This window comes from Rhizobium sp. WYCCWR 11128 (assembly GCF_013416305.1).
GTDB classification, from domain to species: domain Bacteria; phylum Pseudomonadota; class Alphaproteobacteria; order Rhizobiales; family Rhizobiaceae; genus Rhizobium; species Rhizobium indicum.
Map to the genome: position 1 here is coordinate 26,313 of NZ_JACCEZ010000003.1, position 19,796 is coordinate 46,108.

Below are 19,796 nucleotides of genomic sequence, written 5' to 3' on the forward strand. Positions count from 1 at the left end.
TCCAGCGACGTCAGCCGGCACGGCGAATCCGGCCGCCGCGCGGCTGGACGGATTGGTCCTCGAACAGTGAGGCAAGCTGCTCGGTCATCGCACCGGCAAGCTCGTCCGCATCGACGATCGTCACGGCGCGGCGATAGTAGCGCGTCACGTCGTGGCCGATGCCGATCGCCAGCAGTTCGACAGGCGAGCGCGTCTCGATCTGTTCGATGACGGCGCGCAGGTGCCGCTCCAGATAATTGCCCGGATTGACCGACAGCGTCGAATCGTCCACCGGCGCGCCGTCCGAGATCATCATCAGGATACGGCGCTGCTCACGGCGCGCGAGCAGGCGATTATGCGCCCAGATCAGCGCCTCGCCGTCGATATTTTCCTTGAGCAGGCCCTCGCGCATCATCAGCCCAAGATTGGCGCGCGCGCGCCGCCACGGCGCGTCGGCCGATTTGTAGATGATATGACGCAGGTCGTTGAGACGGCCTGGCGTCTGCGGCTTGCCGCCGGCAAGCCAGTTTTCACGCGCCTGCCCGCCCTTCCAGGCCTTGGTCGTAAAGCCCAGGATCTCGACCTTGACGCCGCAGCGCTCCAGCGTGCGGGCGAGAATGTCGGCGCAGGTGGCGGCAACCGTGATCGGCCGGCCGCGCATCGAGCCGGAATTGTCGATGAGCAGGGTAACGACGGTATCGCGGAACTGGGTGTCGCGCTCCATCTTGAAGGAGAGCGCCTGCATCGGATCGATGATGATGCGCTGCAGCCGGGCCGGATCGAGATAACCCTCTTCCAGGTCGAAATCCCAGGAGCGGTTCTGCTGCGCCATCAGGCGGCGCTGCAGCCGGTTGGCGAGACGGCCGACGGCGCCTTGGAGATGCGCCAACTGCTTGTCGAGGAAGGCGCGCAGGCGCTCCAGCTCGGCGGCGTCGCAAAGTTCCTCGGCGGTGATGATCTCGTCAAACTCTTCGGTAAAGACGTGATAATCGACCTTCTCGTTGAAATCGGCAAAAGGCGTATTCGGCCGGCGGGTCTCGCCCGGCGTTTCCGAATCGTCCTCACCCTCTTCCATCATATCGTCGTCGGAGATTTCGGCGCCTTCGGTCTCGCCGTCCTCCATCTGCTCGTCGGCGACTTCACTGTCCTCGACGGGGGCGGCATCGGTGCCGGCATCCTCGTCGACCTCGTCCTGGTCCTGCTCATCGCCGCTCGGCTGGTCTTCCTGCTCCGACTGGTCGTCATTGTCGGCGTCGCTGTCGTCGTCGCCGTACTCCTCGGCCATTTCCATGGCCGACAGCATGTTGCGGATGACCTTGGCGAAGGCTTGCTGGTCATTGATCGCGCTCGACAGATTGTCGAGTTCGGACCCTGCCTTGTCCTCGATAAAGTCGCGCCAAAGGTCGAGCACCTTGCCGGCAGAGGCCGGCGGGCGCTGGCCGGTCAGCTTCTCGCGCACCATCATCGCAACGGCTTCGCCGACCGGTGCGTCTTCCTGGCGCTCGATGCCGGTAAAATTCGCCTTGGAATATTTCTCATCCGTCATGGAGCGCAGGTTCGACGCCATGCCCTCCATGCGCAGCGCGCCGATCGATTCCACACGCGCCTGCTCGACCACATCGAAGATCGCCCGGGCATCCGAGCCCTGCGGCGCCATCGTCGCATGCACCTTCTCGTCATGGCAGGCGAGCCGCAGCGCCATCGAATCGCCGAGACCGCGGGTGACCGCCAGCTCATGCGCCGTCGGCCGCTTGGAAAGTTCCGGCAGCCGAATGCGCTCGCCGGTCATCCCCGGCCGTTCATTGGCGAAGGTCACCTCAACGTCGCCGTCGCCGGCGATCGAGCGCACGCAGCCGGTTATCGCCCGGCGCAATGGCTCGACGTCGACAGGCGCGCCGGGCTTTGCTTTCGAATTGTCACCGCGAGCTGCCATGATCGGTCGGTCTCAAGCTCCGAGAACGATATTGGCGGCACTTTCCTTCAGCTCGACGCCGAAGGCCCGCTGATAGTGCTCGGCGACCAGCGGACGCTCCAGCTCATCGCACTTGTTGAGGAATGTGACGCGGAAGGCGAAGGCGAGATCGCCGAAGATCTCAGCGTTTTCGGCCCAGGTGATGACGGTGCGCGGGCTCATGACGGTCGAGAGATCACCGTTCATGAAGGCAGCGCGCGTCAGGTCGGCGACGCGCACCATCTTCGACACGGTCTCGCGGCCGCCCTTGTCCTTGCCGAAGCTCTTCACCTTGGCGGCGACGATATTCACTTCATGATCATGCGGCAGATAGTTCAGCGTGGTGACGATCGACCAGCGGTCCATCTGCGCCTGGTTGATCTGCTGCGTACCATGATAGAGGCCGGTCGTGTCGCCGAGGCCGATCGTATTTGCGGTCGCAAACAGACGGAATGCCGGGTGCGGCCGAATGACGCGGCTCTGGTCGAGCAGCGTCAGGCGACCGGAGGATTCGAGCACGCGCTGGATTACGAACATCACATCGGGACGGCCGGCATCATATTCGTCGAAGACGAGCGCAACATTGTGCTGATAGGCCCAGGGCAGGATGCCGTCCTTGAATTCGGTGACCTGCAGCCCGTCCTTGACGACGATCGCATCCTTGCCGACGAGATCGATACGGCTGACATGGCTGTCGAGGTTGATGCGCACGCAGGGCCAGTTGAGCCGCGCCGCCACCTGCTCGATATGCGAGGACTTGCCCGTGCCGTGGTAGCCGGAGATCATCACGCGGCGGTTATGGGCGAAGCCTGCGAGAATGGCGAGCGTCGTGTCGCGGTCGAACAGGTAGTCGGTATCGAGGTCCGGCACATAGGCGTCGCCCTTGCTGTAGGCGGGAACGCGGATGTCGGAATCGATGCCGAAGGCCTCGCGAACCGAAACGGTGGTATCGGGCAGTTCGGAAATATCAAGGTCGATCTTGCTCATCATGTCTCCAAGGCGGGTGATGCCACCCGGCCATACTGTCTCAGGCCATGTCGCAACCGTGACGCCGCGTTTTTTTATTCCGCGCCCGTCCAGGTCGGAACGTCGGCGATGCTTCTCCGGGACTGAAACGAAACCTCGGCGGGATAATGACCGCGTGCGAGCATTCTTGAAAGAGTCCCGGACAAGAAACGCCGCGTCCGGAAGGTCGGCGGAGGCGATGTCGGGAAAACGCACAAATATGAGCCGCGTTTGCCTGCGGCCTCAGCCGATTTGGACCATACCCGATTGAAGCCCAAGAGCAAGGACGGGAATTAACAAAAACCGTTCTGCTTCAACAATTGATAGGCCTGGATGACGGCGCGGAAACGCTCCTCCGAGCCGCGGTCGCCGCCATTGGCATCCGGATGGTGTTTCTTCACCAGTTCCTTGTAGCGGCTCTTGATCTCCGCCGATGTCGCATTGGCGTCGAGGCCCATCGTTTCGAAGGCCTTGGTTTCGAGCGATTTCAGCTTGCGTGCCTGCGGAAAACGCGGCCCGCTGCCCTTGCCGCCTTCCTTGACGAAGCCGAAGGGATCGCGAACGCGGGTATAGGCGCCGGAGCGGATCTCCGAATGCAGCGGACTGTCCTTCGCCGCCTTGTTGACGCCGACCGTCCATGTCGGCCGGTGACCGGTGATCGCCTCTTTCTGGTAACGCGCGATCTCGCCGTCCGAAAGACCGGAGAAATAATTGTAGCCCTTGTTGTATTCCTTGACGTGCTCGAAACAGAACAAAAAGAACTGGCCTTCCGCATTGCGGCCTACGGGAGCGCGATGCGCCCCCTTTTTGTCGCAGCCGTCCCACTGACAGGTAGGCGGCGCCTGCTCTGTCTCTGGCTCGCGTTTGCGGCGTGTTCGGATGCGATCGAAATATTTGGAATCAAGTCTCATGACGGCGCTAATTATGGGGCTGTCGCGAAGCGACAACAAGAATTGACAAACGGGAATGTTGCTGGCTTGGTAGGAACCCTTTTCGCGAACAGCAAGACCGGATGATGACCCTGCGAACCCGCATCGAAGAAAAACTTGTCGAAGCCTTCGCGCCCGACCGCCTGAGCGTCATCGACGAAAGCCATCTGCATGCCGGCCACCAGCCCGATATCACGGGCACCGGCGAAACCCATATGCGGGTGAGGATCGTTTCCGGAAAATTCGCCGGCATGTCGCGGCTGGCGCGCCACCGGGCCATCACCGACCTGTTGAAACCGGAGCTCGATGCCGGCCTGCATGCGCTGGCCGTCGAACCGGCTGCACCTGATGAACCGACCCGCTGGTAGCGGCACGCAACCCATATGGGCATTCGCCGTCTAAGATCCAAGCAGAATCAGCCTGGCTTTGCGCCGTCTTCCCCGGCCGGGCGGATGCGCAGCTTGGTGATGCGGTTCTTCTCCCGCTTCATGACGACGAAACGCTTGCCGTAGAAGGTGAAGGCCTGGCGCTCTTCCGGGATGGTCATCGATTCGTGGATGACGAGTCCGGCGATCGTCGTCGCCTCCTCGTCCGGCAGGTTCCAGTCGAGCGCGCGGTTCAGGTCGCGGATCGGCACGCCGCCATCAACGACGACGGAACCGTCGGCCTCCTGGCGCACACCCTGTATTTCGATATCGTGCTCGTCGGAGATGTCGCCGACGATTTCCTCGAGAATATCCTCCAGCGTGACGATGCCCTGCACCTCGCCATATTCATCGACGACGACGGCGAAATGCTGCTTGCGGCGCAGGAAAGCGTTGAGCTGGTCCTCGAGGTTGGTGCTGTCGGGCACGAACCACGGCTTCTGCGCGATCTTCACGATATCGAGGTTCTGCGGCTCCATGTTCGGCTCGGCGAGCGCCCGCAGCAGATCCTTGGCGTGGACGACGCCGATGATGTTGTCGATCGTGCCGCGCCACAACGGCATACGCGTATAGGGGCTTTCGAGGATGACGCGCACCACCGCTTCCGGCGCATCGTCGGCGTTGATCGCCCGCATCGCGGTGCGGTGGACCATGATGTCGGAGAGTTCGAGCTCGCTAAGATCGAGTATGCCGCCGAGGCGGTCACGGTCGGCCTTCACCACCGATCCCTCGCGGTGCAGCAGATCGACGGCGCCGCGCAGCTCCTCATGCGCCGTCAGCATCGATGTCTCGCGTGAGAGATTGATGCCGAACAGCGAAAGAATCTGCCGGACGATCGCATTGACGAAGGAGGAAACCGGGCCGACGACGGCGACGAAGAGCTTGGCCGGCAGCGCGATGGCGAGTGCGAAGCGCTCAGGCGCCGAAATCGCCCAGCTCTTCGGCAGCACTTCCGCGAAGATGACCAGAATGACGGTCATCGCAAGCGTCGCCAGCGCCACGCCGGAACTGCCGAACAGCCCGAGGAAGAGGCTGGTGGCGATCGAGGAGGACAGGATATTGGCGAGATTGTTGCCGATGAGCAGCGCGCCGATCAGCCGGTCGCGCCGCTCGATCAACTGCCGGACGAGGCCGGCGCGTTCGTCGCCATTGACCTCGAGCGTATGGATACGGCTGCGCGAAACGGCGGTCAACGCGGTCTCGGAGCCGGAAAAGAAGGCGGACATGAGCACGAGCGCCGTGATCGAAAGGATCTCCGGCCAATATGTCGAAAGAAATGCCAGAGCGCCTTCGACCGACATCAGGCGTGTTTTTCCCGGAGAAAGCTGATCACTTCGGACGCCGGAACATCGTCGGCGACGAAGGACTGGCCGATGCCGCGTGTCAGGATGAAGGTAAGCTTGCCGCTCTTGACCTTCTTGTCCTGGGCGATCGCGTCCATCAGCGTTTCGGCCGGCGGCAGGTCGCCTGGAATGTCGGACATGCGGGTCGGCAGGCCGACCTCCTTCAGATGCCGCTCGACGCGCCGCGCATCGTCCGGGCTTGCAAGGTTCATCCGTGCGGAGAATTCGTGCGCCAGCACCATGCCGATCGAAACGCCCTCGCCATGCACGAGGCGAGAACTGTCATAGGCGGTCGCCGCTTCCAGCGCGTGGCCGAAGGTATGGCCGAGATTGAGCAGCGCTCGCTGACCATTCTCACGCTCGTCGGCAACGACGACATCGGCCTTTGCCTGGCAGCTTGCGGCAATCGCCTCGATGCGCGCGGAGCCGCCGGTAAAAACCGCTTTCCAATTCGCTTCCAGCCAGGCAAAGAAATCCGGCTTGTCGATCAACCCGTATTTCGCGACCTCGGCGTAACCTGCGCGGAATTCGCGCTCGCTCAGCGAATTCAGCACATCCGTATCGGCCAGAACCAGGTCCGGCTGATGGAAGACGCCGATCAGATTCTTGCCGTGGCGGGAATTGATGCCGGTCTTGCCGCCGACCGAGGAATCGACCTGAGACAGCAGCGAGGTCGGTACCTGCACGAAGCGCACGCCGCGACGGACGATGCCGGCCGCAAATCCCGAAAGATCGCCGATGACCCCGCCACCGAGCGCGATGATGTAATCATTGCGCTCGACGCGCGCCTCCAGCACCTTGTCGCAGGCCGTCATCAGATGTTCGAAGCTCTTGGTCTTCTCGCCGGCCGGCAGGACGACCTCAGCCGAGGCGATACCTGCTTCATCCAGACTTGCGACCAGGGCTTTGAGATAGAGCGGCGCGACATTTTCATCGGTGACAACAGCCGCCTTGCGGCCCTTGAGGCGAGAGGCGATCTCGGCGCCGGCCCGCGTAATCAGCCCCGGCCCGATCAGGATGTCGTAGGCGCGCTCGCCGAGCGGCACATGCACCGTTCGGATGGCGGAGGCGGAGGTTATCGCATTCATGACGCTGCACTTTCTTTCTGAGCTTCGATCAAGGCCTTTAAGACTTCGTCGGCCATGATTTCCTTGCGGACGTCGCGCGAAAGCACGGTCAGATCGGCCTGCGCATAGATCGGATAACGCGCATTCATCAGGCCCTCGAGCGTCTGCTTCGGATTTTCGGTCTTGAGCAGCGGCCGTGTGTCGCGCTTGGCGACCCGGTCCCAGAGCACGTCGAGATCGGCCTTCAGCCAGACGGAAAGACCGCCCTTCTTGATATGTTTGCGCGTCCGGTCGTTGATGAAGGCGCCGCCTCCGGTGGAGACGACACGCGGCCCGCTCTTCAGCAGCCGCTTGATCACCCGCGCTTCCAACGCCCGGAACTCCTGCTCGCCATAGGCGGCGAAAAGCTCGGCGATCGTCATGCGCGACACCCGCTCGATCTCGAGATCGCTGTCGATGAAGGGAATGGCGAGCTGGCTGGCGACGATGCGCCCGACAGAGGATTTGCCGGCGCCCATCAGGCCGACAAGGATGAGATTGCGTGAACCGAGCGCGGCGCGAGCTCTGTCTTTCAAGCTTTCAGCAACGGTCAGCAGTTGTTCACTCATCGGTCCATTCACACTTTGTTTGCAAACGGTATCGACAAATGCAGATGGAGCGTCAAGTCGCGGACAAGGGAATCATGGCTTGAATACCGCTTCTTGCACTTGCAGATAGGCTTCTTATAACAGAAGCAGAGCATGAAGGAGTTGCTGGATGCCGACCCTGTTCCGTTTCCTGTTCGTCTGCGCGATCCTCGCCGGGACGGTCTACGGAGCGATGCTGGCGCTTGTGACCTTCGTGGAGCCGCAGCAGCGCGACGTGACGATCCGCATTCCGTCCGAGCGGGTCAATCCGCCCGCGACGGGCGCGATCGACACGACCAGGAAGTGACCGGCATGGTGGATCTCGGCCGCGTCCATGTGGAATCCTTCCTGGAGATGATGAGCGCCGAGCGCGGCGCTGCCGCCAACACGCTGCAATCCTATGAACGCGATCTCGACGACGTCCGCTCCTTTCTGACGGAGCGTAGCATACGGCTCACCGAAGCTGCCTCCGCCGATCTCGCCGCCTATCTCTCCTCGCTCGCCCGAAAGGGTTTCAAACCCTCGTCCCAGGCGCGCCGGCTTGCCGCCATGCGGCAGTTCTACAAGTTCCTCTATGCCGAGGGACTGAGGACCGACGACCCCACAGGCATTCTCGACGCGCCGAAGAAGGGCCGTCCGCTGCCGAAGACGATGGGCGTCGACGAGGTCGGCAGGCTGCTTTCGCAGGCCGAGGCCGAAGCCGAGGATCCGGCTCCGGGCCAGTTGCAGCGCCTGCGCATGCTGGCGTTGCTGGAGCTGCTCTATGCCACCGGAATGCGGGTCAGCGAACTCGTCTCGCTTCCCGCCCGCGTGCTCGATCAGGAAGGCCGTTTCCTGATGATCCGTGGCAAGGGCAACAAGGAGCGGCTGGTGCCGCTGTCGCATTCGGCAATATCAGCCCTGAAATCCTACGGGCGCCTGCTGGCGGCCGAAAATGCAGCCGTGAAGGAACAGCAGGAAAGCCCGTGGCTGTTTCCCTCCGCCTCGAAGGAGGGATACCTGCCGCGCCAGGTTTTTGCCCGCGACCTCAAGAACCTGGCGATCCGTGCTGGTCTGACGCCGTCGCTGATCTCGCCGCATGTCATGCGCCACGCCTTTGCCAGCCACCTGCTTGCCAACGGCGCCGATCTGCGCGTCGTACAGGAACTCCTCGGCCATTCGGACATTTCGACCACGCAGATCTACACACATGTCCTCGAAGAGAGGCTGCAGCAGCTTGTCCAGACGCATCACCCCCTTGCCAAACAGGCGAAAAAGCACGAATAGGACCGGCGACATGGGGCGGAGCCAGGAAAACGCCCCGGGCACAAGGAACGGAAACGCACCTCATGCACAATTATCTCGACTTCGAAAAGCCGATCTCCGACCTCGAAGGCAAGATCATCGAGCTGAAGAAGCTCGCAACGGAAGACGAGAGCATCGACACCACCGATGAGATCGGCCGGCTGGAGGTTCGCGTCCGTGAGGCGATCGTCGAAATCTATTCCAAGCTCAATCCCTGGCAGAAGACGCAGGTCGCCCGCCATCCGCAGCGCCCGCATTTCATCGATTACGCCAAGACCCTGTTCCAGGAATTCACACCGCTCGCCGGCGACCGCAAATTTTCCGAGGATGCCGCGATCCAGGCAGGCCTTGCCCGCTTCCGCGGCCAACCCGTCGCCGTCATCGGCCAGGAAAAGGGCAACGACACCAAGAGCCGCATCAAGCACAATTTCGGCAGCCCCCGTCCGGAAGGCTATCGAAAGGCGATCCGGATCCTTGAAATGGCCGATCGTTTCGGCCTGCCGGTGATTTCGCTGGTGGATACGGCAGGCGCCTATCCCGGCGTCGGCGCCGAAGAGCGCGGCCAGGCCGAGGCGATCGCCCGCTCAACGGAAATGTGTCTCGGCGTCAAGGTTCCACTGGTCTCCGTCGTCATCGGCGAAGGAGGCTCGGGCGGCGCCATCGCCATCGCCACCGGCAACAAGGTCTATATGCTCGAGCATTCGATCTACAGCGTCATCTCGCCCGAAGGGGCAGCTTCCATCCTCTGGCGCGATTCCACCCGCGCCCGGGAAGCGGCGACCAACATGAAGATCACCGCCGAGGACCTGAAGTCGCTCGGCGTTATCGACGGCATCATTTCCGAGCCGCTCGGCGGCGCGCATCGCGATCCCGACAGCGTGATAGCCGCAACCGGCGACGTAATCGCCAGTGCGCTGGCTGAGATGGCACCCCGCTCCGGCGAACAGCTGCGCAACGACCGCCGCCAGAAATTCCTCGCCATGGGCCGCAATCTCTAACGGACATTCGGTTTCTCATCGATTGGGGCCAAATCTTGGCCACATTGATGTTATCTGTAGCATTCGCGCTTGCGGGGATGTTTCAGGCACGTCATAGGCTGGTAAGGACTTGTAAAGTATAAACCGTCTATGATTCCGTTTGATGCCTGGACTCCATGGGCGGACCGGGTCGCATTATCTTTATGGGCTAGTTGGGATGCGCATACGTCATTTTGCCTATATCTCCCTCATGGCGCTGGCTCTGTCCGGCTGCAATGACGCGTTGGAAACCGCGCAGGTCGATCTTTCCAAGGTCAAGAACAAGGTCGAGCAGCCGCTTCCCAGCCATATCCTCGCTCAGATGTCCGCCAAGGACATGGACCGTAATTCGCCGATCATGATCCGCATCTTCAAGGAAGAAGGTGCCATGGAGATCTGGAAGGCGAAAACCGACAACCGTTTCGACAAGATCGCCGATTACAAGATCTGCGCCTGGTCCGGCCGTCTCGGCCCGAAGGTAAAGACCGGCGACCGGCAGGCGCCGGAAGGTTTCTACGACCTGACGCGCGCCAACCTCAATCCCAATTCCAAATATTATCTGGCGATCAACACCGGCTTCCCGAACCGCTACGACGCGGCGAACGGCCGCACCGGTTCCGATCTGATGATCCACGGCGCCTGCTCGTCCTCCGGCTGCTATTCGATGACCGACCAGCAGGTGCTGGAGATCTACGCTTTTGCCCGCGACGCCTTCAAGGGCGGCCAGGCGACGGTGCAGCTGCAGGCCTTCCCCTTCCGCATGACGGCGGAAAACATGGTGAAGCATCGCCTCGACGGCAATTACGACTTCTGGAAGATGCTGAAGGTCGGCTACGACAATTTCGAAGTGACGAAGCGCCCGCCTGAGGTGAATGTCTGCGAGAAGAAATACGTCTTCAATCAGCAGGCAACCGACGGCAACGCCTTCAATGCCGCCGGCAAATGCCCGGCAATGTCGACGCCGCCGGCGCTGACGGCCGCCCTTGCCTCCTACGGCAAGACCTACGATGCCGATTATGCCAAGGCGATGAGCAAATTTGACGGCATGGCCTGGTACGATCCCACCGAAGCCGAACGCAAGGCCGTGGTCGCCAAGCAGCGTAAGGGCCGCGAGCTTGCCTACGCTCCGACCGGCACCTCGCTGGAAGCCGGCCGCATGGTCAAGGTCGCCGAACTCGAAGACATGATGGCCAAGCGCACCGCGCAGGGCCTCGCCGCCAAGAGCGCGCCGGGCGCCACGCCGGCAACACCTGCCGGGCCGCAGGCAATCTCTGCCCAGCCGCAGGCAACGGCCGTCGCTGCCGCGACACCTGCGGTCGTGCCGGTGCCGATGCAGAACCCGCTGGCCTTTGCGGCGCCCGAACCGCAGGAAACGGCGGAAGCCACGGCAAAGAAGCCGTTCTGGAAATTCTGGGCGAGGAACTGAACGGCTTGAACCCCGTTCTCTACGATCTTCGCGGCCTGAAATGCCCATTGCCCGTGATCAAGACACGCAAGAAGCTCGCCGCCATGGCGAGCGGCACGCTCATTCGCGTCGACACCACCGACCCGCTGGCCGTGATCGATATGCCGCATTTCTGCAATGAGGACGGCCACGAACTGGTCGAGACGGAAAAGACCGAAAACGGCCACCGCTTCCTGATCCGCAAGCGCTAAAGCGCGTCGCGCAAAACTGTGCAGCGGTATTTGCGACAACGAGATGCGTAAAAACAAAAACCTAAAACGCGACGATTAAATCCGAAAGTTCGCCGAAGCGTACGCCTCCACCATAAGGCCGTCGTCCGCATCTCCAACCTTGCCTGCTCGCGCTTCCGCAGCTGCCGATCTGAGACCAGGCGCGGTGAAAATTCATCATACAACTACACAGCTTTTGTATGTTGACATTATACTTTACAGGTTCTAGCCATAGTGAGCCGGTCGGAGGAACGGCAAGAATAGAGGAGGCTATTGATCCAAGTCTTCTGTTTCCACAAGAAGAGCGACAGTGTTCGCGTGTAGAGGTCAGCAGCTGCTCCATCGAACCCGATGGGCACCGCTGAGCCATGTCGGTATGTCTCGATGAGGCTCTTCCAACTCGCGCAACTTTTCGTGCCGGACCATCAGTGCCCGATTGTGGAAATATCGCTGGAAGGAGGCGAAGCGTGCAGAGGACCTTCCTCTAAGTCGCAAAGCCGGGATACCGACTCTGAGAATTCATCGTCATGCAAAACGGGAGGAGAGCATGAAAAATTTCGTTAAACTGGCGGCCGGTCTTATGGTTGCCGCTTCATTCATGAGTGGCGCGGCCAGCGCTCAAACGGTGCTGAAATCGTCCGATACGCATCCGGACGGCTATCCGACAGTCGAGGGCGTCAAATATTTCGGCGAGCTCTTGAAGGAGCGGACGCAGGGCCGCTATTCCCTCGAAGTCTATCATTCCGCCCAGCTCGGCGAGGAGAAAGACACGATCGAGCAGGTGCGCTCCGGCGTAATCGAGCTCAATCGCGTGTCAATGGCGCCCTTCAACGGCACGGTGAAGGAATCGATCGTTCCGGCTTTGCCCTATATCTTCCGTTCGGAAGAGCACATGCACAAGGTCATGGACGGCGCCATCGGCGACCAGATCAAGAAGGCGTTCGAACCGGCCGGTCTCGTGGTGCTTGCCTTCTACGATGCCGGCGCGCGCTCGTTCTACAACAAAACGAAGCCGATCAATTCGGTTGCCGATATGAAAGGTCTGAAGTTCCGCGTTATCCAGTCCGATATCTTCGTCGACATGGTGGCGGCCCTCGGCGCCAATGCCACGCCGATGCCCTATGGAGAAGTCTACTCGGGGATCGAAACGGGCGTTATCGACGGCGCGGAAAACAACTTCCCGAGCTACGACACCGCCAAGCACGCCGAAGTAGCGAAGAACTACTCGCTCGACGAGCATACGATCCTGCCAGAGGTGTTCGTCATGAACAAGGCGGCGTTCGACAAGCTGACGCCTGAGGATCAGGCGGTCTTCAAACAGGCAGCCAAGGACAGCGTCGCCAAGCAGCGCGAGCTGTGGTCAGCCAAGGTCACTGAATCGCGCGCCAATGTCGAAAAGCTCGGCGCCCAGATCAGCACGCCGGACAAAAAGGGGTTCATCGACGCCATGGCCCCGGTTTATGAAAAGCACGTGAAAGACGACGTGCTGAAGAAGATGGTCGAGGATGTAAAGGCTGTGCAATAGCCATAGCTTGCCTTCCTTTTTTGCGGAAAGCGGCGTCGGTTATCGGGGTGGACAGGTATCGCCACCCCGGTTCACCCGCCGTTTCGTGCACATCTTTCTCGATCCTCCCGACAAGGGAGAGTGAGCGCCCAATTTCGACGAGGCCCTTATGTCGAACAACCTGACACCCGTCGTCAATTCTCTGACACGCCTGAGCAACGCCGCCCTTTGGCTCGCGGGCACCGGCTTGGTGCTGATGACGGTCTTTGTCGCCTGGCAGGTATTTTGCCGCTATGTGCTGAACGACTCGCCGAGTTGGACGGAGCCGGGCTCGGTCATGCTGATGAGCTGGTTCATCTTCCTCGGCGCCGCCGTCGGCATCCGGGAGAATAATCATCTTGGTTTCGACGTGCTGCTCTATGTGCTGCCGAAATCCGGCAAGCGCGTCCTGCGCATGATCTCGGACGTCGTCATTCTCGCCTTTGGCGCCGGCATGGTCTGGTACGGCGGCGCGCTCATAAGCCTGACCTGGAACACAACCTTGCCGTCGCTGGGTATTTCCGGCGCGTTCGACTATCTGCCGCTCGCAGGCGGCGGCGTGCTTGCTGTGATCTTCTCGCTGGAGCGCATCGTGCTCCGCATCGCCGGCGAACCGATCGACGATGCGCTGGATGAGATTCTGCCGGCGGAAATCGCCGTCGAGATCGAAAACATCAATGCCGATCCGAACGTCAAATTGAAGGTGTAGTGCGATGGAACTCTGGATCCTGTTCGGTGTTTTCACCACCCTGATGCTGATAGGCACGCCGATCGCCTTCTGCCTCGGCGTCGCCAGCTTCGCCACGGTGCTCTACATGGGCCTGCCGCCGCTGGTCATCTTCCAGCGGCTGAATTCCGGCATGAGCGTATTTTCGCTCCTCGCCATCCCTTTCTTCATCTACGCCGGTGATCTGATGGTGCGCGGCGGCATTGCCAGCCGTATAGTCGCCTTCGCCGCATCACTGGTCGGCCACGTGCGCGGCGGCCTCGGCCAGGTCAACATCGTCACAGCCACGCTGTTCGGCGGCATCTCCGGTTCGGCCGTGGCAGAAGCCGCGGCCGTCGGCGGCCTGATGATCCCGCAGATGAAGCAGCGCGGCTATGGCGCCGATTATGCGGTGAACGTCACGTCAATGGCAGCGCTGATCGCGCTGCTCCTGCCGCCCTCCCACAACATGATCATCTATTCGATCTCTGCCGGCGGCAAGATCTCCATCGCCGACCTGTTCACCGCCGGCGTGTTACCCGGACTATTGCTTGCGGTCGCGCTCATGGTGACGGCCTACATCGTTGCGCGCTCGCGCGGCTATCCGACAGAGCCCTTTCCGGGCTTTGTCATGGTGGCTCATTTGTTCGCCGTCGCACTGCCCGGGCTTCTGCTGATCGCCATCATCTTCGGCGGGGTGAGGTCCGGCGTCTTCACTGCGACGGAAAGCTCTTGCATCGCGGTGCTCTACGCGCTGCTGATAACTCTCCTGGTCTACCGGCAGATGAGTTGGAGAGACTTCGTTCACGCCACACAGGGTGCCGTGCGCACGACGGCAATGGTGCTTTTGATTATCGGCACAGCGGCCGCCTTCTCCTGGTTGATGGCCTTCCTGAAGGTGCCTGCCTCGCTGGTGATCTGGATGAAGAGCGTCGCCGATGATCCGCTGACGGTGCTGCTCCTGCTCAATGTCCTCATGCTTGTGCTCGGCACTTTTATGGACATGGGGCCGACCATCATTATCTGCACGCCGATCTTCCTGCCGGTTGCACAGGCCTACGGTGTCGACCCGGTGCATTTCGGCGTGATCATGATCCTGAATTTCGGCATCGGGCTGAACACGCCTCCAGTCGGCGCGGTGCAATTCGTGGCTTGTGCAGTCGGCAAAATCACGGTCTGGGAGGCCATGCGCTCGATCTGGCCGTTCTACGGTGCGGGCATCGTGGTGCTCGGGCTGGTCACTTACATCCCGGCGATTTCGCTGTGGCTGCCGAGCGTCTTCAAATAGGAGTGCGACATGGCGACCGACACAGCCTTAGATTTCAGGGTCGAGCGAAGGCCGAAACTCTCCGAAGGCGTCGTTTCGGCCATCCGCGCTCAGGTCGTGTCCGGAGTATACGCGCCCGGCCAAAAGCTGCCGACCGAGACCCGGATGGGCGAACTCTTCGGCGTCAGCCGCACCGTTGTCCGTGAGGCGATTGCAACCCTTGCCGCCGACGGCCTCGTCGAGGCGCGACAAGGCGCCGGCGTCTTCGTCAAAAACCATCCGACGATTGCCTTCGGTTCGATCAGCGCTGATGTCGGCAACAAGGTTTCCCATGCACTCAACATCATCGAGGTGCGCATGGGGCTGGAAATCGAGAGCGCAGGGCTTGCTGCGCTACGGCGCAATGCGGCTCAGGAAGCGCAGATTCAGGAAGCATTCTTCGAATTCGACCGGCTGCTCGAGCGTGGCGAAGCAACCGGCAAGAGCGACTTCGCTTTCCACCGAGAAATCGCGGCTGCCACCAATAATTCATATTATGTCGAAGTTCTCGATGCGCTTGGCATGCGGGCCATCCCCTGCGACATCGCCTCCCCTTGGGGTACAGATAGCACGCTGTCGCGTGACTATCAGGAAGGCCTGCAGCGCGAGCATTTGGCGATTTTGAAGGCGATTTCTGCCGGTGACCCGGAAGCCGCCCGCGCCGCCATGCGCGCCCATCTGGCGGCAAGCCAGGAGCGCTATCGCAGCCTTCTCAGCGGCCAGCAGGCCAAGTGGCTTTCAAGTATCCTTAAACGCAAGACCTGAAGAAAATCGCGCAACAACAAAATCAACGGTTTAAATCCGCATGCCAGGGATGGCGAGCGGATTGTCCGACAGCGCCGCACGATCGGGCATATCGATGCGCGGCTTGCCGAGGAAAGCGTCGAAAAGATCCTTCACGAAGGCTTCCGGCAGATCGCGCGTGATCAGCACCATGCGCGTGCGCCGGTCTTCCCCCGGCCAGGCGGGAAGCCGCACCGGCGGGTGGAAGATGCTCTGCACCCCATGCAGCACCAGCGGCCGATCCGGCCGGTCGGAGACGGACACGATCGCCTTCATCCTCAACAGCTTCTCGCCATGGGCCGAACGCAGAAGATCGATGAACATCTCGAGCGCCATCGGATCGATCGGTTTCTCCTCGATGATCGAGAAAGAGCGGATCGAGGCATCGTGACGGTTGACGTCATGCGGATCCTGATCCGCATGAGCGTGATGATGGTGGTGGTGACCATCATGGCCATGATTGTGATGTCCATCACGACCGTGGTCGTGATGGTGATGCGCCTCGTGTGCATCCTCGTCCTGCAGCCAGCGGCCGACATCGGCGATCTTCGTCGCCGGATCGTAGAGCCCGTTGACCAGCACCGCGGCACTACCCGCCTGGGCGCTGTCGGCATCCATCATCGTCGCGCGCGGATTGAGCGCCCGCAGCCGCTTTTCCAGCCCGTCTTTTGCCTCGGCCATCGTCTTTTTCGAGACGATCAGCCGGTCCGCGACCGCCGCCTGCTTGCGCGCTTCCTCGTGATTGTCGAGCGTCTGTAGCCCATTCACCGCGTCCACGACGGTAACGACGCCATCGAGCTCGAAATTCGTGGCGATGACAGGATTGCCCATGATCGCCTGCATGACCGGTGAAGGATCGGCAAGACCGGTCGTCTCGATGACGACGCGCTTGACCGGTTTGACGCGGCCCGTCTGCACGGCGTCCATCAGGTTCGCGAGCGTATCGACAAGCTCGCCGCGCACGGTGCAGCAGAGGCAGCCATCGGACAGCTCGATGATCGAATCGCCGGAACTTTCGACCAGAAGATGATCGATGCCGACATCGCCGAATTCGTTGATGATGACGGCCGCATCCTTCATGACAGGATCTTTGAGGATGCGGTTGAGCAGCGTCGATTTGCCGGCGCCGAGAAAGCCGGTCAGGATGGTGACCGGAATCCTGTCGTTGAGCGCGCTCATGTCATTTTACCTTAAAAGCTTAGAAGGATGTCGGGCGCGGCATCGGCACCGGCACGTTGGCAATCGCTCCCGCCGTATCGCCCCGCGCCATTTTTTCCGGCTGCGCGGCCGGCTGCGGATCCTGGCCCGGAATGAGGCCGGCAAAGACGAATTGCGGATCGTGATCCATCGGCTGGATATAGGGTGACTGTACCTTCATGCGGCCGACTTCGTCTCGCGTTTCGCTGCGCACCTTGGCGCCCTTGGCGCTACAGATATCGGCACTGATGTCGGTCACCTGGTCCTGTCCCGACCCGTAGGGTCTCAGCGAACCTAATGTGTCGTTGCTGGCAGGCTGGGTGGTGAAGCCCTTCTGCAAAAGATTCGCCGTCGCATCGGCGCGGGCTGCAAGGCTGTCGGTGCCGAGCACGACGGAGACCAGCGTGCGGCCATTGCGCGTCGCCGAACCGATCTGGTTGAAGCCCGAGGCACAGATGAAGCCGGTCTTCATGCCGTCGGCGCCGGCGAAACGACCGATCAGCATGTTGAGGCTCGGCACGTTCTGCTGGCCGTTGGTGAAACCCTCCAGCGAGAAGTAGCCGGCATATTGCGGAAAATCGCGGCGCAGCGCCACCGTCAGCACCGCAAGGTCGCGCGCCGTCGTATACTGGCCCTTGCCGGGCAAGCCGTTCGGATTGACGAAGTGCGAATCCGTCATGCCGAGCTTCAGCGCCTCGCCGTTCATCCGCGTCACGAAGCCTTCCTGCGTACCGCCGATGGCTTCGGCGACCGCGACAGCCACATCGTTCGCCGACTTGACCAGTAGGATCTTCAATGCGCTGTCGAGCGTCAGTTTCTGGCCTGGTTTGAAATACATCTTGGCGGCTGGCTGCGCGGCGGCGCGTTTGCTGATGACGACGGGCGTATCAAGGCTGATCTGACCGGCGCGGATCGCATCGAACACGGTATAGACGGTCATCAGCTTGGTCAGCGAGGCCGGATACCATTTGCGGAAGGCTTCTTCATGCTCGAGCACGCGGCCGGTCTGCACATCGACGAGAATATGCGGATTGGCCTGGGCCAGCGGAACGGAGGCCAGAAAAACGGCCGTCGCCGCTGACGCGAAAGAAAGCGGCCGCAAGGCAGCAAACAAACGGAAGTGGCTCGTCGACACGGTTCGTCCTTCGGATATCAGGAAAATCTCGAAATCTTCCCCTATTTAGCCTATATGGCTATGACATGGCAAAGGTCATTGACTAAGTAATTTCCACAGCCTCACACCCTTGTGATGCGATGAAAGATTGTCGAGATTTCATAACAGGAACGCCGATATGCCGATTTTGAACAGAGCCGCGGAGTTGCAGGACGAGGTCGCCGAATGGCGCCGCCACATCCACGCTCGGCCCGAACTCCTCTTCGCGGTGGAAAACACGGCCGCCTTCGTCGCCGAAAAACTCAAGGAATTCGGCGTCGACGAGATCGTCACCGGCATCGGCCGAACCGGTGTCGTCGGCCTGATCAAGGGCAAGGGCGAAGGCCGCCGCACGGTCGGCCTGCGCGCCGACATGGACGCTCTGCCGCTCACCGAAATCACCGGCAAACCCTGGGCTTCGAAGACGCCGGGCAAGATGCATGCCTGCGGCCATGACGGCCACACCGCCATGCTGCTCGGCGCCGCAAAATACCTGGCCGAGACCCGCAACTTCAACGGCAATGTCGCTGTTATCTTCCAGCCCGCAGAAGAAGGCGGCGGCGGCGGCAATCTGATGGTCAAGGACGGCATGATGGAGCGCTTCGATATCGAAGAGGTCTACGGCATGCACAACCTGCCGGGCCTACCGGTCGGCCAGTTCGCCACCCGCAAGGGCGCCATCATGGCGGCGACCGATGAATTCACCGTCACCGTCAAGGGCCGCGGTGGCCACGCCGCCCAGCCGCATAAGACGATCGACCCGATCGCCATCGGCGCCCAGATCATCGCCAATCTGCAGATGATCGCCTCGCGCAGCGCTGATCCGCTGCGCTCGGTCGTCGTCTCGGTGACCAAGTTCAATGCCGGCTTCGCCCATAACGTCATTCCGAACGATGCGACCTTCGCCGGTACGGTCCGCACCCTCGACCCCGAGGTGCGCACGCTCGCCGAGACGCGGTTCCGGCAGATCATCGAGGGCCTGGTCGCGGCCCACGGCGCCGAGGCCGAAATCAGCTTCCACCGCAACTACCCCGTTACCGTCAACCACCCGGATGAGACCGAGCATGCGGTCGCCACCGCCAGCGCCATCGCCGGCGAAGGCAACGTCAACGCCGAGATCGATCCGATGATGGGCGGCGAGGATTTCTCCTACATGCTGAACGCCCGGCCCGGCGCCTTCATCTTCATCGGCAACGGCGACAGCGCCGGCCTCCACAACCCGGCCTACGACTTCAACGACGAAGCCATCGCCCACGGCATCTCCTACTGGGTCCGCCTCGCCGAACAGCGCCTCGGTCTCTAAAGCGCGTCGCGATCTTTCAGATTCGGTTGCCGCACTTTAGGCCTTTGTTTCCGCATGTCCTTGGCGCAAAACCGCTGCACACTTTTGCGCGACATGCTCTTGCAACAATTAAGGCTTGGCTTCACGCCAAGCCTTTTGTATGCATGGCACTTAAGTGGTCCCGTAGCTCAGCAGGATAGAGCACCAGATTCCTAATCTGGGGGTCGCGCGTTCGAATCGCGCCGGGATCACCAGTCAATCAGATGGTTATCTCCCTCGACACAACGCACATTCCTGCAGACATGCAAGAACGCAATAATGATGTCATGAGAAACCGGCCTTTGATCGGCAGTAGCGAGGCCGAGTGTCGCGTTGAGGCCGCACGACCAAGCTCTTCGGCCGAAGAAATTGGCGATCGATTGGACTCGTTCAACTGGCTAGTTTTTCAACATCGGCGTCGATCCACGGTCAGTTCGCTCATAATTGACGATCGCGTCCCAGCGCAGACTGCCCCACCAAAAAAGCAA

19 protein-coding genes and 1 tRNA gene are annotated in these 19,796 nt (G+C 61.3%); 12 read left to right on the forward strand and 8 right to left on the reverse strand.

The features are described 5' to 3' along the window. Positions 1 to 10: 10 nt before the first annotated feature. The 3 genes from cobT to HX898_RS12540 form a co-directional block, all read right to left on the reverse strand. Positions 11 to 1,912, reverse strand: a complete 1,902-nt coding sequence (gene cobT / locus HX898_RS12530; RefSeq protein WP_020051849.1) for a cobaltochelatase subunit CobT — start codon at positions 1,910 to 1,912, stop codon at positions 11 to 13. A gap of 12 nt (positions 1,913 to 1,924) precedes the next feature. Continuing rightward, positions 1,925 to 2,917, reverse strand: a complete 993-nt coding sequence (cobS, locus tag HX898_RS12535) for a cobaltochelatase subunit CobS (protein ID WP_011653731.1) — start codon at positions 2,915 to 2,917, stop codon at positions 1,925 to 1,927. Positions 2,918 to 3,228: 311 nt separating this feature from the next. After that, positions 3,229 to 3,846: a J domain-containing protein gene (locus HX898_RS12540; protein ID WP_011653732.1), complete on the reverse strand. Its 618-nt coding sequence runs from the start codon at positions 3,844 to 3,846 to the stop codon at positions 3,229 to 3,231. Positions 3,847 to 3,947: 101 nt separating this feature from the next. Between HX898_RS12540 and HX898_RS12545 the strand changes: the two genes are divergently transcribed. Continuing rightward, entirely contained in the window at positions 3,948 to 4,232 is a 285-nt protein-coding gene (locus HX898_RS12545; protein ID WP_171600148.1) for a BolA family transcriptional regulator, read from the forward strand. A gap of 47 nt (positions 4,233 to 4,279) precedes the next feature. Here the strand turns inward: HX898_RS12545 and HX898_RS12550 are convergent, their stop codons facing one another. The 3 genes from HX898_RS12550 to HX898_RS12560 are packed head-to-tail and all read right to left on the reverse strand — an operon-like array spanning position 4,280 to position 7,307. Further along, a complete protein-coding gene (locus HX898_RS12550) occupies positions 4,280 to 5,590 on the reverse strand; it encodes an HlyC/CorC family transporter (RefSeq protein WP_138331710.1) in 1,311 nt (436 codons plus the stop codon). Continuing rightward, positions 5,590 to 6,720 (reverse strand): 3-dehydroquinate synthase, encoded by a 1,131-nt coding sequence (gene aroB, locus HX898_RS12555; RefSeq protein ID WP_180194792.1) that lies wholly within the window; start codon positions 6,718 to 6,720, stop codon positions 5,590 to 5,592. The genes HX898_RS12550 and aroB overlap by 1 nt, the downstream gene beginning before the upstream one ends. Then, positions 6,717 to 7,307: a shikimate kinase gene (locus HX898_RS12560; RefSeq protein WP_003543361.1), complete on the reverse strand. Its 591-nt coding sequence runs from the start codon at positions 7,305 to 7,307 to the stop codon at positions 6,717 to 6,719. The genes aroB and HX898_RS12560 overlap by 4 nt, the downstream gene beginning before the upstream one ends. Positions 7,308 to 7,455: 148 nt before the next feature. Here HX898_RS12560 and HX898_RS12565 point away from each other — a divergent pair, with 148 nt between their 5' ends. From HX898_RS12565 to HX898_RS12605, 9 genes are all read left to right on the forward strand, one after another. Next, positions 7,456 to 7,632: a hypothetical protein gene (locus HX898_RS12565; protein WP_012759201.1), complete on the forward strand. Its 177-nt coding sequence runs from the start codon at positions 7,456 to 7,458 to the stop codon at positions 7,630 to 7,632. 5 nt (positions 7,633 to 7,637) lie between these two features. After that, positions 7,638 to 8,591, forward strand: a complete 954-nt coding sequence (xerD, locus tag HX898_RS12570) for a site-specific tyrosine recombinase XerD (protein ID WP_171600150.1) — start codon at positions 7,638 to 7,640, stop codon at positions 8,589 to 8,591. 62 nt (positions 8,592 to 8,653) lie between these two features. After that, positions 8,654 to 9,607, forward strand: a complete 954-nt coding sequence (locus HX898_RS12575; RefSeq protein ID WP_138331713.1) for an acetyl-CoA carboxylase carboxyltransferase subunit alpha — start codon at positions 8,654 to 8,656, stop codon at positions 9,605 to 9,607. A gap of 196 nt (positions 9,608 to 9,803) precedes the next feature. After that, positions 9,804 to 11,051, forward strand: coding sequence for a murein L,D-transpeptidase family protein (locus HX898_RS12580; RefSeq protein ID WP_180194793.1), 1,248 nt, complete (start codon positions 9,804 to 9,806; stop codon positions 11,049 to 11,051). Between the two features lie 5 nt (positions 11,052 to 11,056). Continuing rightward, positions 11,057 to 11,281, forward strand: a complete 225-nt coding sequence (locus tag HX898_RS12585) for a sulfurtransferase TusA family protein (RefSeq protein WP_128404958.1) — start codon at positions 11,057 to 11,059, stop codon at positions 11,279 to 11,281. Positions 11,282 to 11,846: 565 nt separating this feature from the next. Then, the gene (locus tag HX898_RS12590) at positions 11,847 to 12,824 is read left to right on the forward strand and encodes a TRAP transporter substrate-binding protein (RefSeq protein ID WP_180194794.1); all 978 of its coding nucleotides are present in this window, start codon (positions 11,847 to 11,849) and stop codon (positions 12,822 to 12,824) included. A 148-nt stretch (positions 12,825 to 12,972) separates the two neighbouring features. Beyond that, positions 12,973 to 13,551 carry a TRAP transporter small permease gene (locus HX898_RS12595; protein WP_180194795.1) on the forward strand — a complete coding sequence of 193 codons (579 nt, stop codon included), beginning with the start codon at positions 12,973 to 12,975 and terminating at the stop codon, positions 13,549 to 13,551. Positions 13,552 to 13,555: 4 nt separating this feature from the next. Further along, on the forward strand, positions 13,556 to 14,836 hold the full coding sequence (locus HX898_RS12600) for a TRAP transporter large permease (protein WP_029871070.1): 1,281 nt from the start codon (positions 13,556 to 13,558) through the stop codon (positions 14,834 to 14,836). A 9-nt stretch (positions 14,837 to 14,845) separates the two neighbouring features. Continuing rightward, on the forward strand, positions 14,846 to 15,619 hold the full coding sequence (locus HX898_RS12605; RefSeq protein ID WP_180194796.1) for a FadR/GntR family transcriptional regulator: 774 nt from the start codon (positions 14,846 to 14,848) through the stop codon (positions 15,617 to 15,619). A 30-nt stretch (positions 15,620 to 15,649) separates the two neighbouring features. On the opposite strand, the gene HX898_RS12610 is transcribed toward HX898_RS12605, so the two are convergent. Then, positions 15,650 to 16,816: a GTP-binding protein gene (locus HX898_RS12610; RefSeq protein ID WP_180194797.1), complete on the reverse strand. Its 1,167-nt coding sequence runs from the start codon at positions 16,814 to 16,816 to the stop codon at positions 15,650 to 15,652. 19 nt (positions 16,817 to 16,835) lie between these two features. Then, complete coding sequence (locus tag HX898_RS12615; protein ID WP_180194798.1) at positions 16,836 to 17,969, reverse strand: D-alanyl-D-alanine carboxypeptidase family protein; 1,134 nt, start codon at positions 17,967 to 17,969, stop codon at positions 16,836 to 16,838. A gap of 157 nt (positions 17,970 to 18,126) precedes the next feature. Here HX898_RS12615 and HX898_RS12620 point away from each other — a divergent pair, with 157 nt between their 5' ends. Together HX898_RS12620 and HX898_RS12625 are read left to right on the forward strand one after the other, a co-directional pair. Further along, positions 18,127 to 19,290, forward strand: a complete 1,164-nt coding sequence (locus HX898_RS12620; RefSeq protein ID WP_138331720.1) for a M20 aminoacylase family protein — start codon at positions 18,127 to 18,129, stop codon at positions 19,288 to 19,290. 156 nt (positions 19,291 to 19,446) lie between these two features. Further along, positions 19,447 to 19,523: transfer RNA gene (locus tag HX898_RS12625), tRNA-Arg, on the forward strand. Positions 19,524 to 19,796 lie beyond the last annotated feature (273 nt).

Excerpts from the sequence above, each read along its gene's own strand:
- cobT (WP_020051849.1), bottom strand. The coding sequence starts at position 1,912 with ATGGCAGCTCGCGGTGACAATTCGAAAGCAAAGCCCGGCGCGCCTGTC.
- cobS (WP_011653731.1), bottom strand. The coding sequence starts at position 2,917 with ATGAGCAAGATCGACCTTGATATTTCCGAACTGCCCGATACCACCGTT.
- HX898_RS12540 (WP_011653732.1), bottom strand. The coding sequence starts at position 3,846 with ATGAGACTTGATTCCAAATATTTCGATCGCATCCGAACACGCCGCAAA.
- HX898_RS12545 (WP_171600148.1), top strand. The coding sequence starts at position 3,948 with ATGATGACCCTGCGAACCCGCATCGAAGAAAAACTTGTCGAAGCCTTC.
- HX898_RS12550 (WP_138331710.1), bottom strand. The coding sequence starts at position 5,590 with ATGTCGGTCGAAGGCGCTCTGGCATTTCTTTCGACATATTGGCCGGAG.
- aroB (WP_180194792.1), bottom strand. The coding sequence starts at position 6,720 with ATGAATGCGATAACCTCCGCCTCCGCCATCCGAACGGTGCATGTGCCG.
- HX898_RS12560 (WP_003543361.1), bottom strand. The coding sequence starts at position 7,307 with ATGAGTGAACAACTGCTGACCGTTGCTGAAAGCTTGAAAGACAGAGCT.
- HX898_RS12565 (WP_012759201.1), top strand. The coding sequence starts at position 7,456 with ATGCCGACCCTGTTCCGTTTCCTGTTCGTCTGCGCGATCCTCGCCGGG.
- xerD (WP_171600150.1), top strand. The coding sequence starts at position 7,638 with ATGGTGGATCTCGGCCGCGTCCATGTGGAATCCTTCCTGGAGATGATG.
- HX898_RS12575 (WP_138331713.1), top strand. The coding sequence starts at position 8,654 with ATGCACAATTATCTCGACTTCGAAAAGCCGATCTCCGACCTCGAAGGC.
- HX898_RS12580 (WP_180194793.1), top strand. The coding sequence starts at position 9,804 with ATGCGCATACGTCATTTTGCCTATATCTCCCTCATGGCGCTGGCTCTG.
- HX898_RS12590 (WP_180194794.1), top strand. The coding sequence starts at position 11,847 with ATGAAAAATTTCGTTAAACTGGCGGCCGGTCTTATGGTTGCCGCTTCA.
- HX898_RS12595 (WP_180194795.1), top strand. The coding sequence starts at position 12,973 with ATGTCGAACAACCTGACACCCGTCGTCAATTCTCTGACACGCCTGAGC.
- HX898_RS12600 (WP_029871070.1), top strand. The coding sequence starts at position 13,556 with ATGGAACTCTGGATCCTGTTCGGTGTTTTCACCACCCTGATGCTGATA.
- HX898_RS12605 (WP_180194796.1), top strand. The coding sequence starts at position 14,846 with ATGGCGACCGACACAGCCTTAGATTTCAGGGTCGAGCGAAGGCCGAAA.
- HX898_RS12610 (WP_180194797.1), bottom strand. The coding sequence starts at position 16,816 with ATGAGCGCGCTCAACGACAGGATTCCGGTCACCATCCTGACCGGCTTT.
- HX898_RS12620 (WP_138331720.1), top strand. The coding sequence starts at position 18,127 with ATGCCGATTTTGAACAGAGCCGCGGAGTTGCAGGACGAGGTCGCCGAA.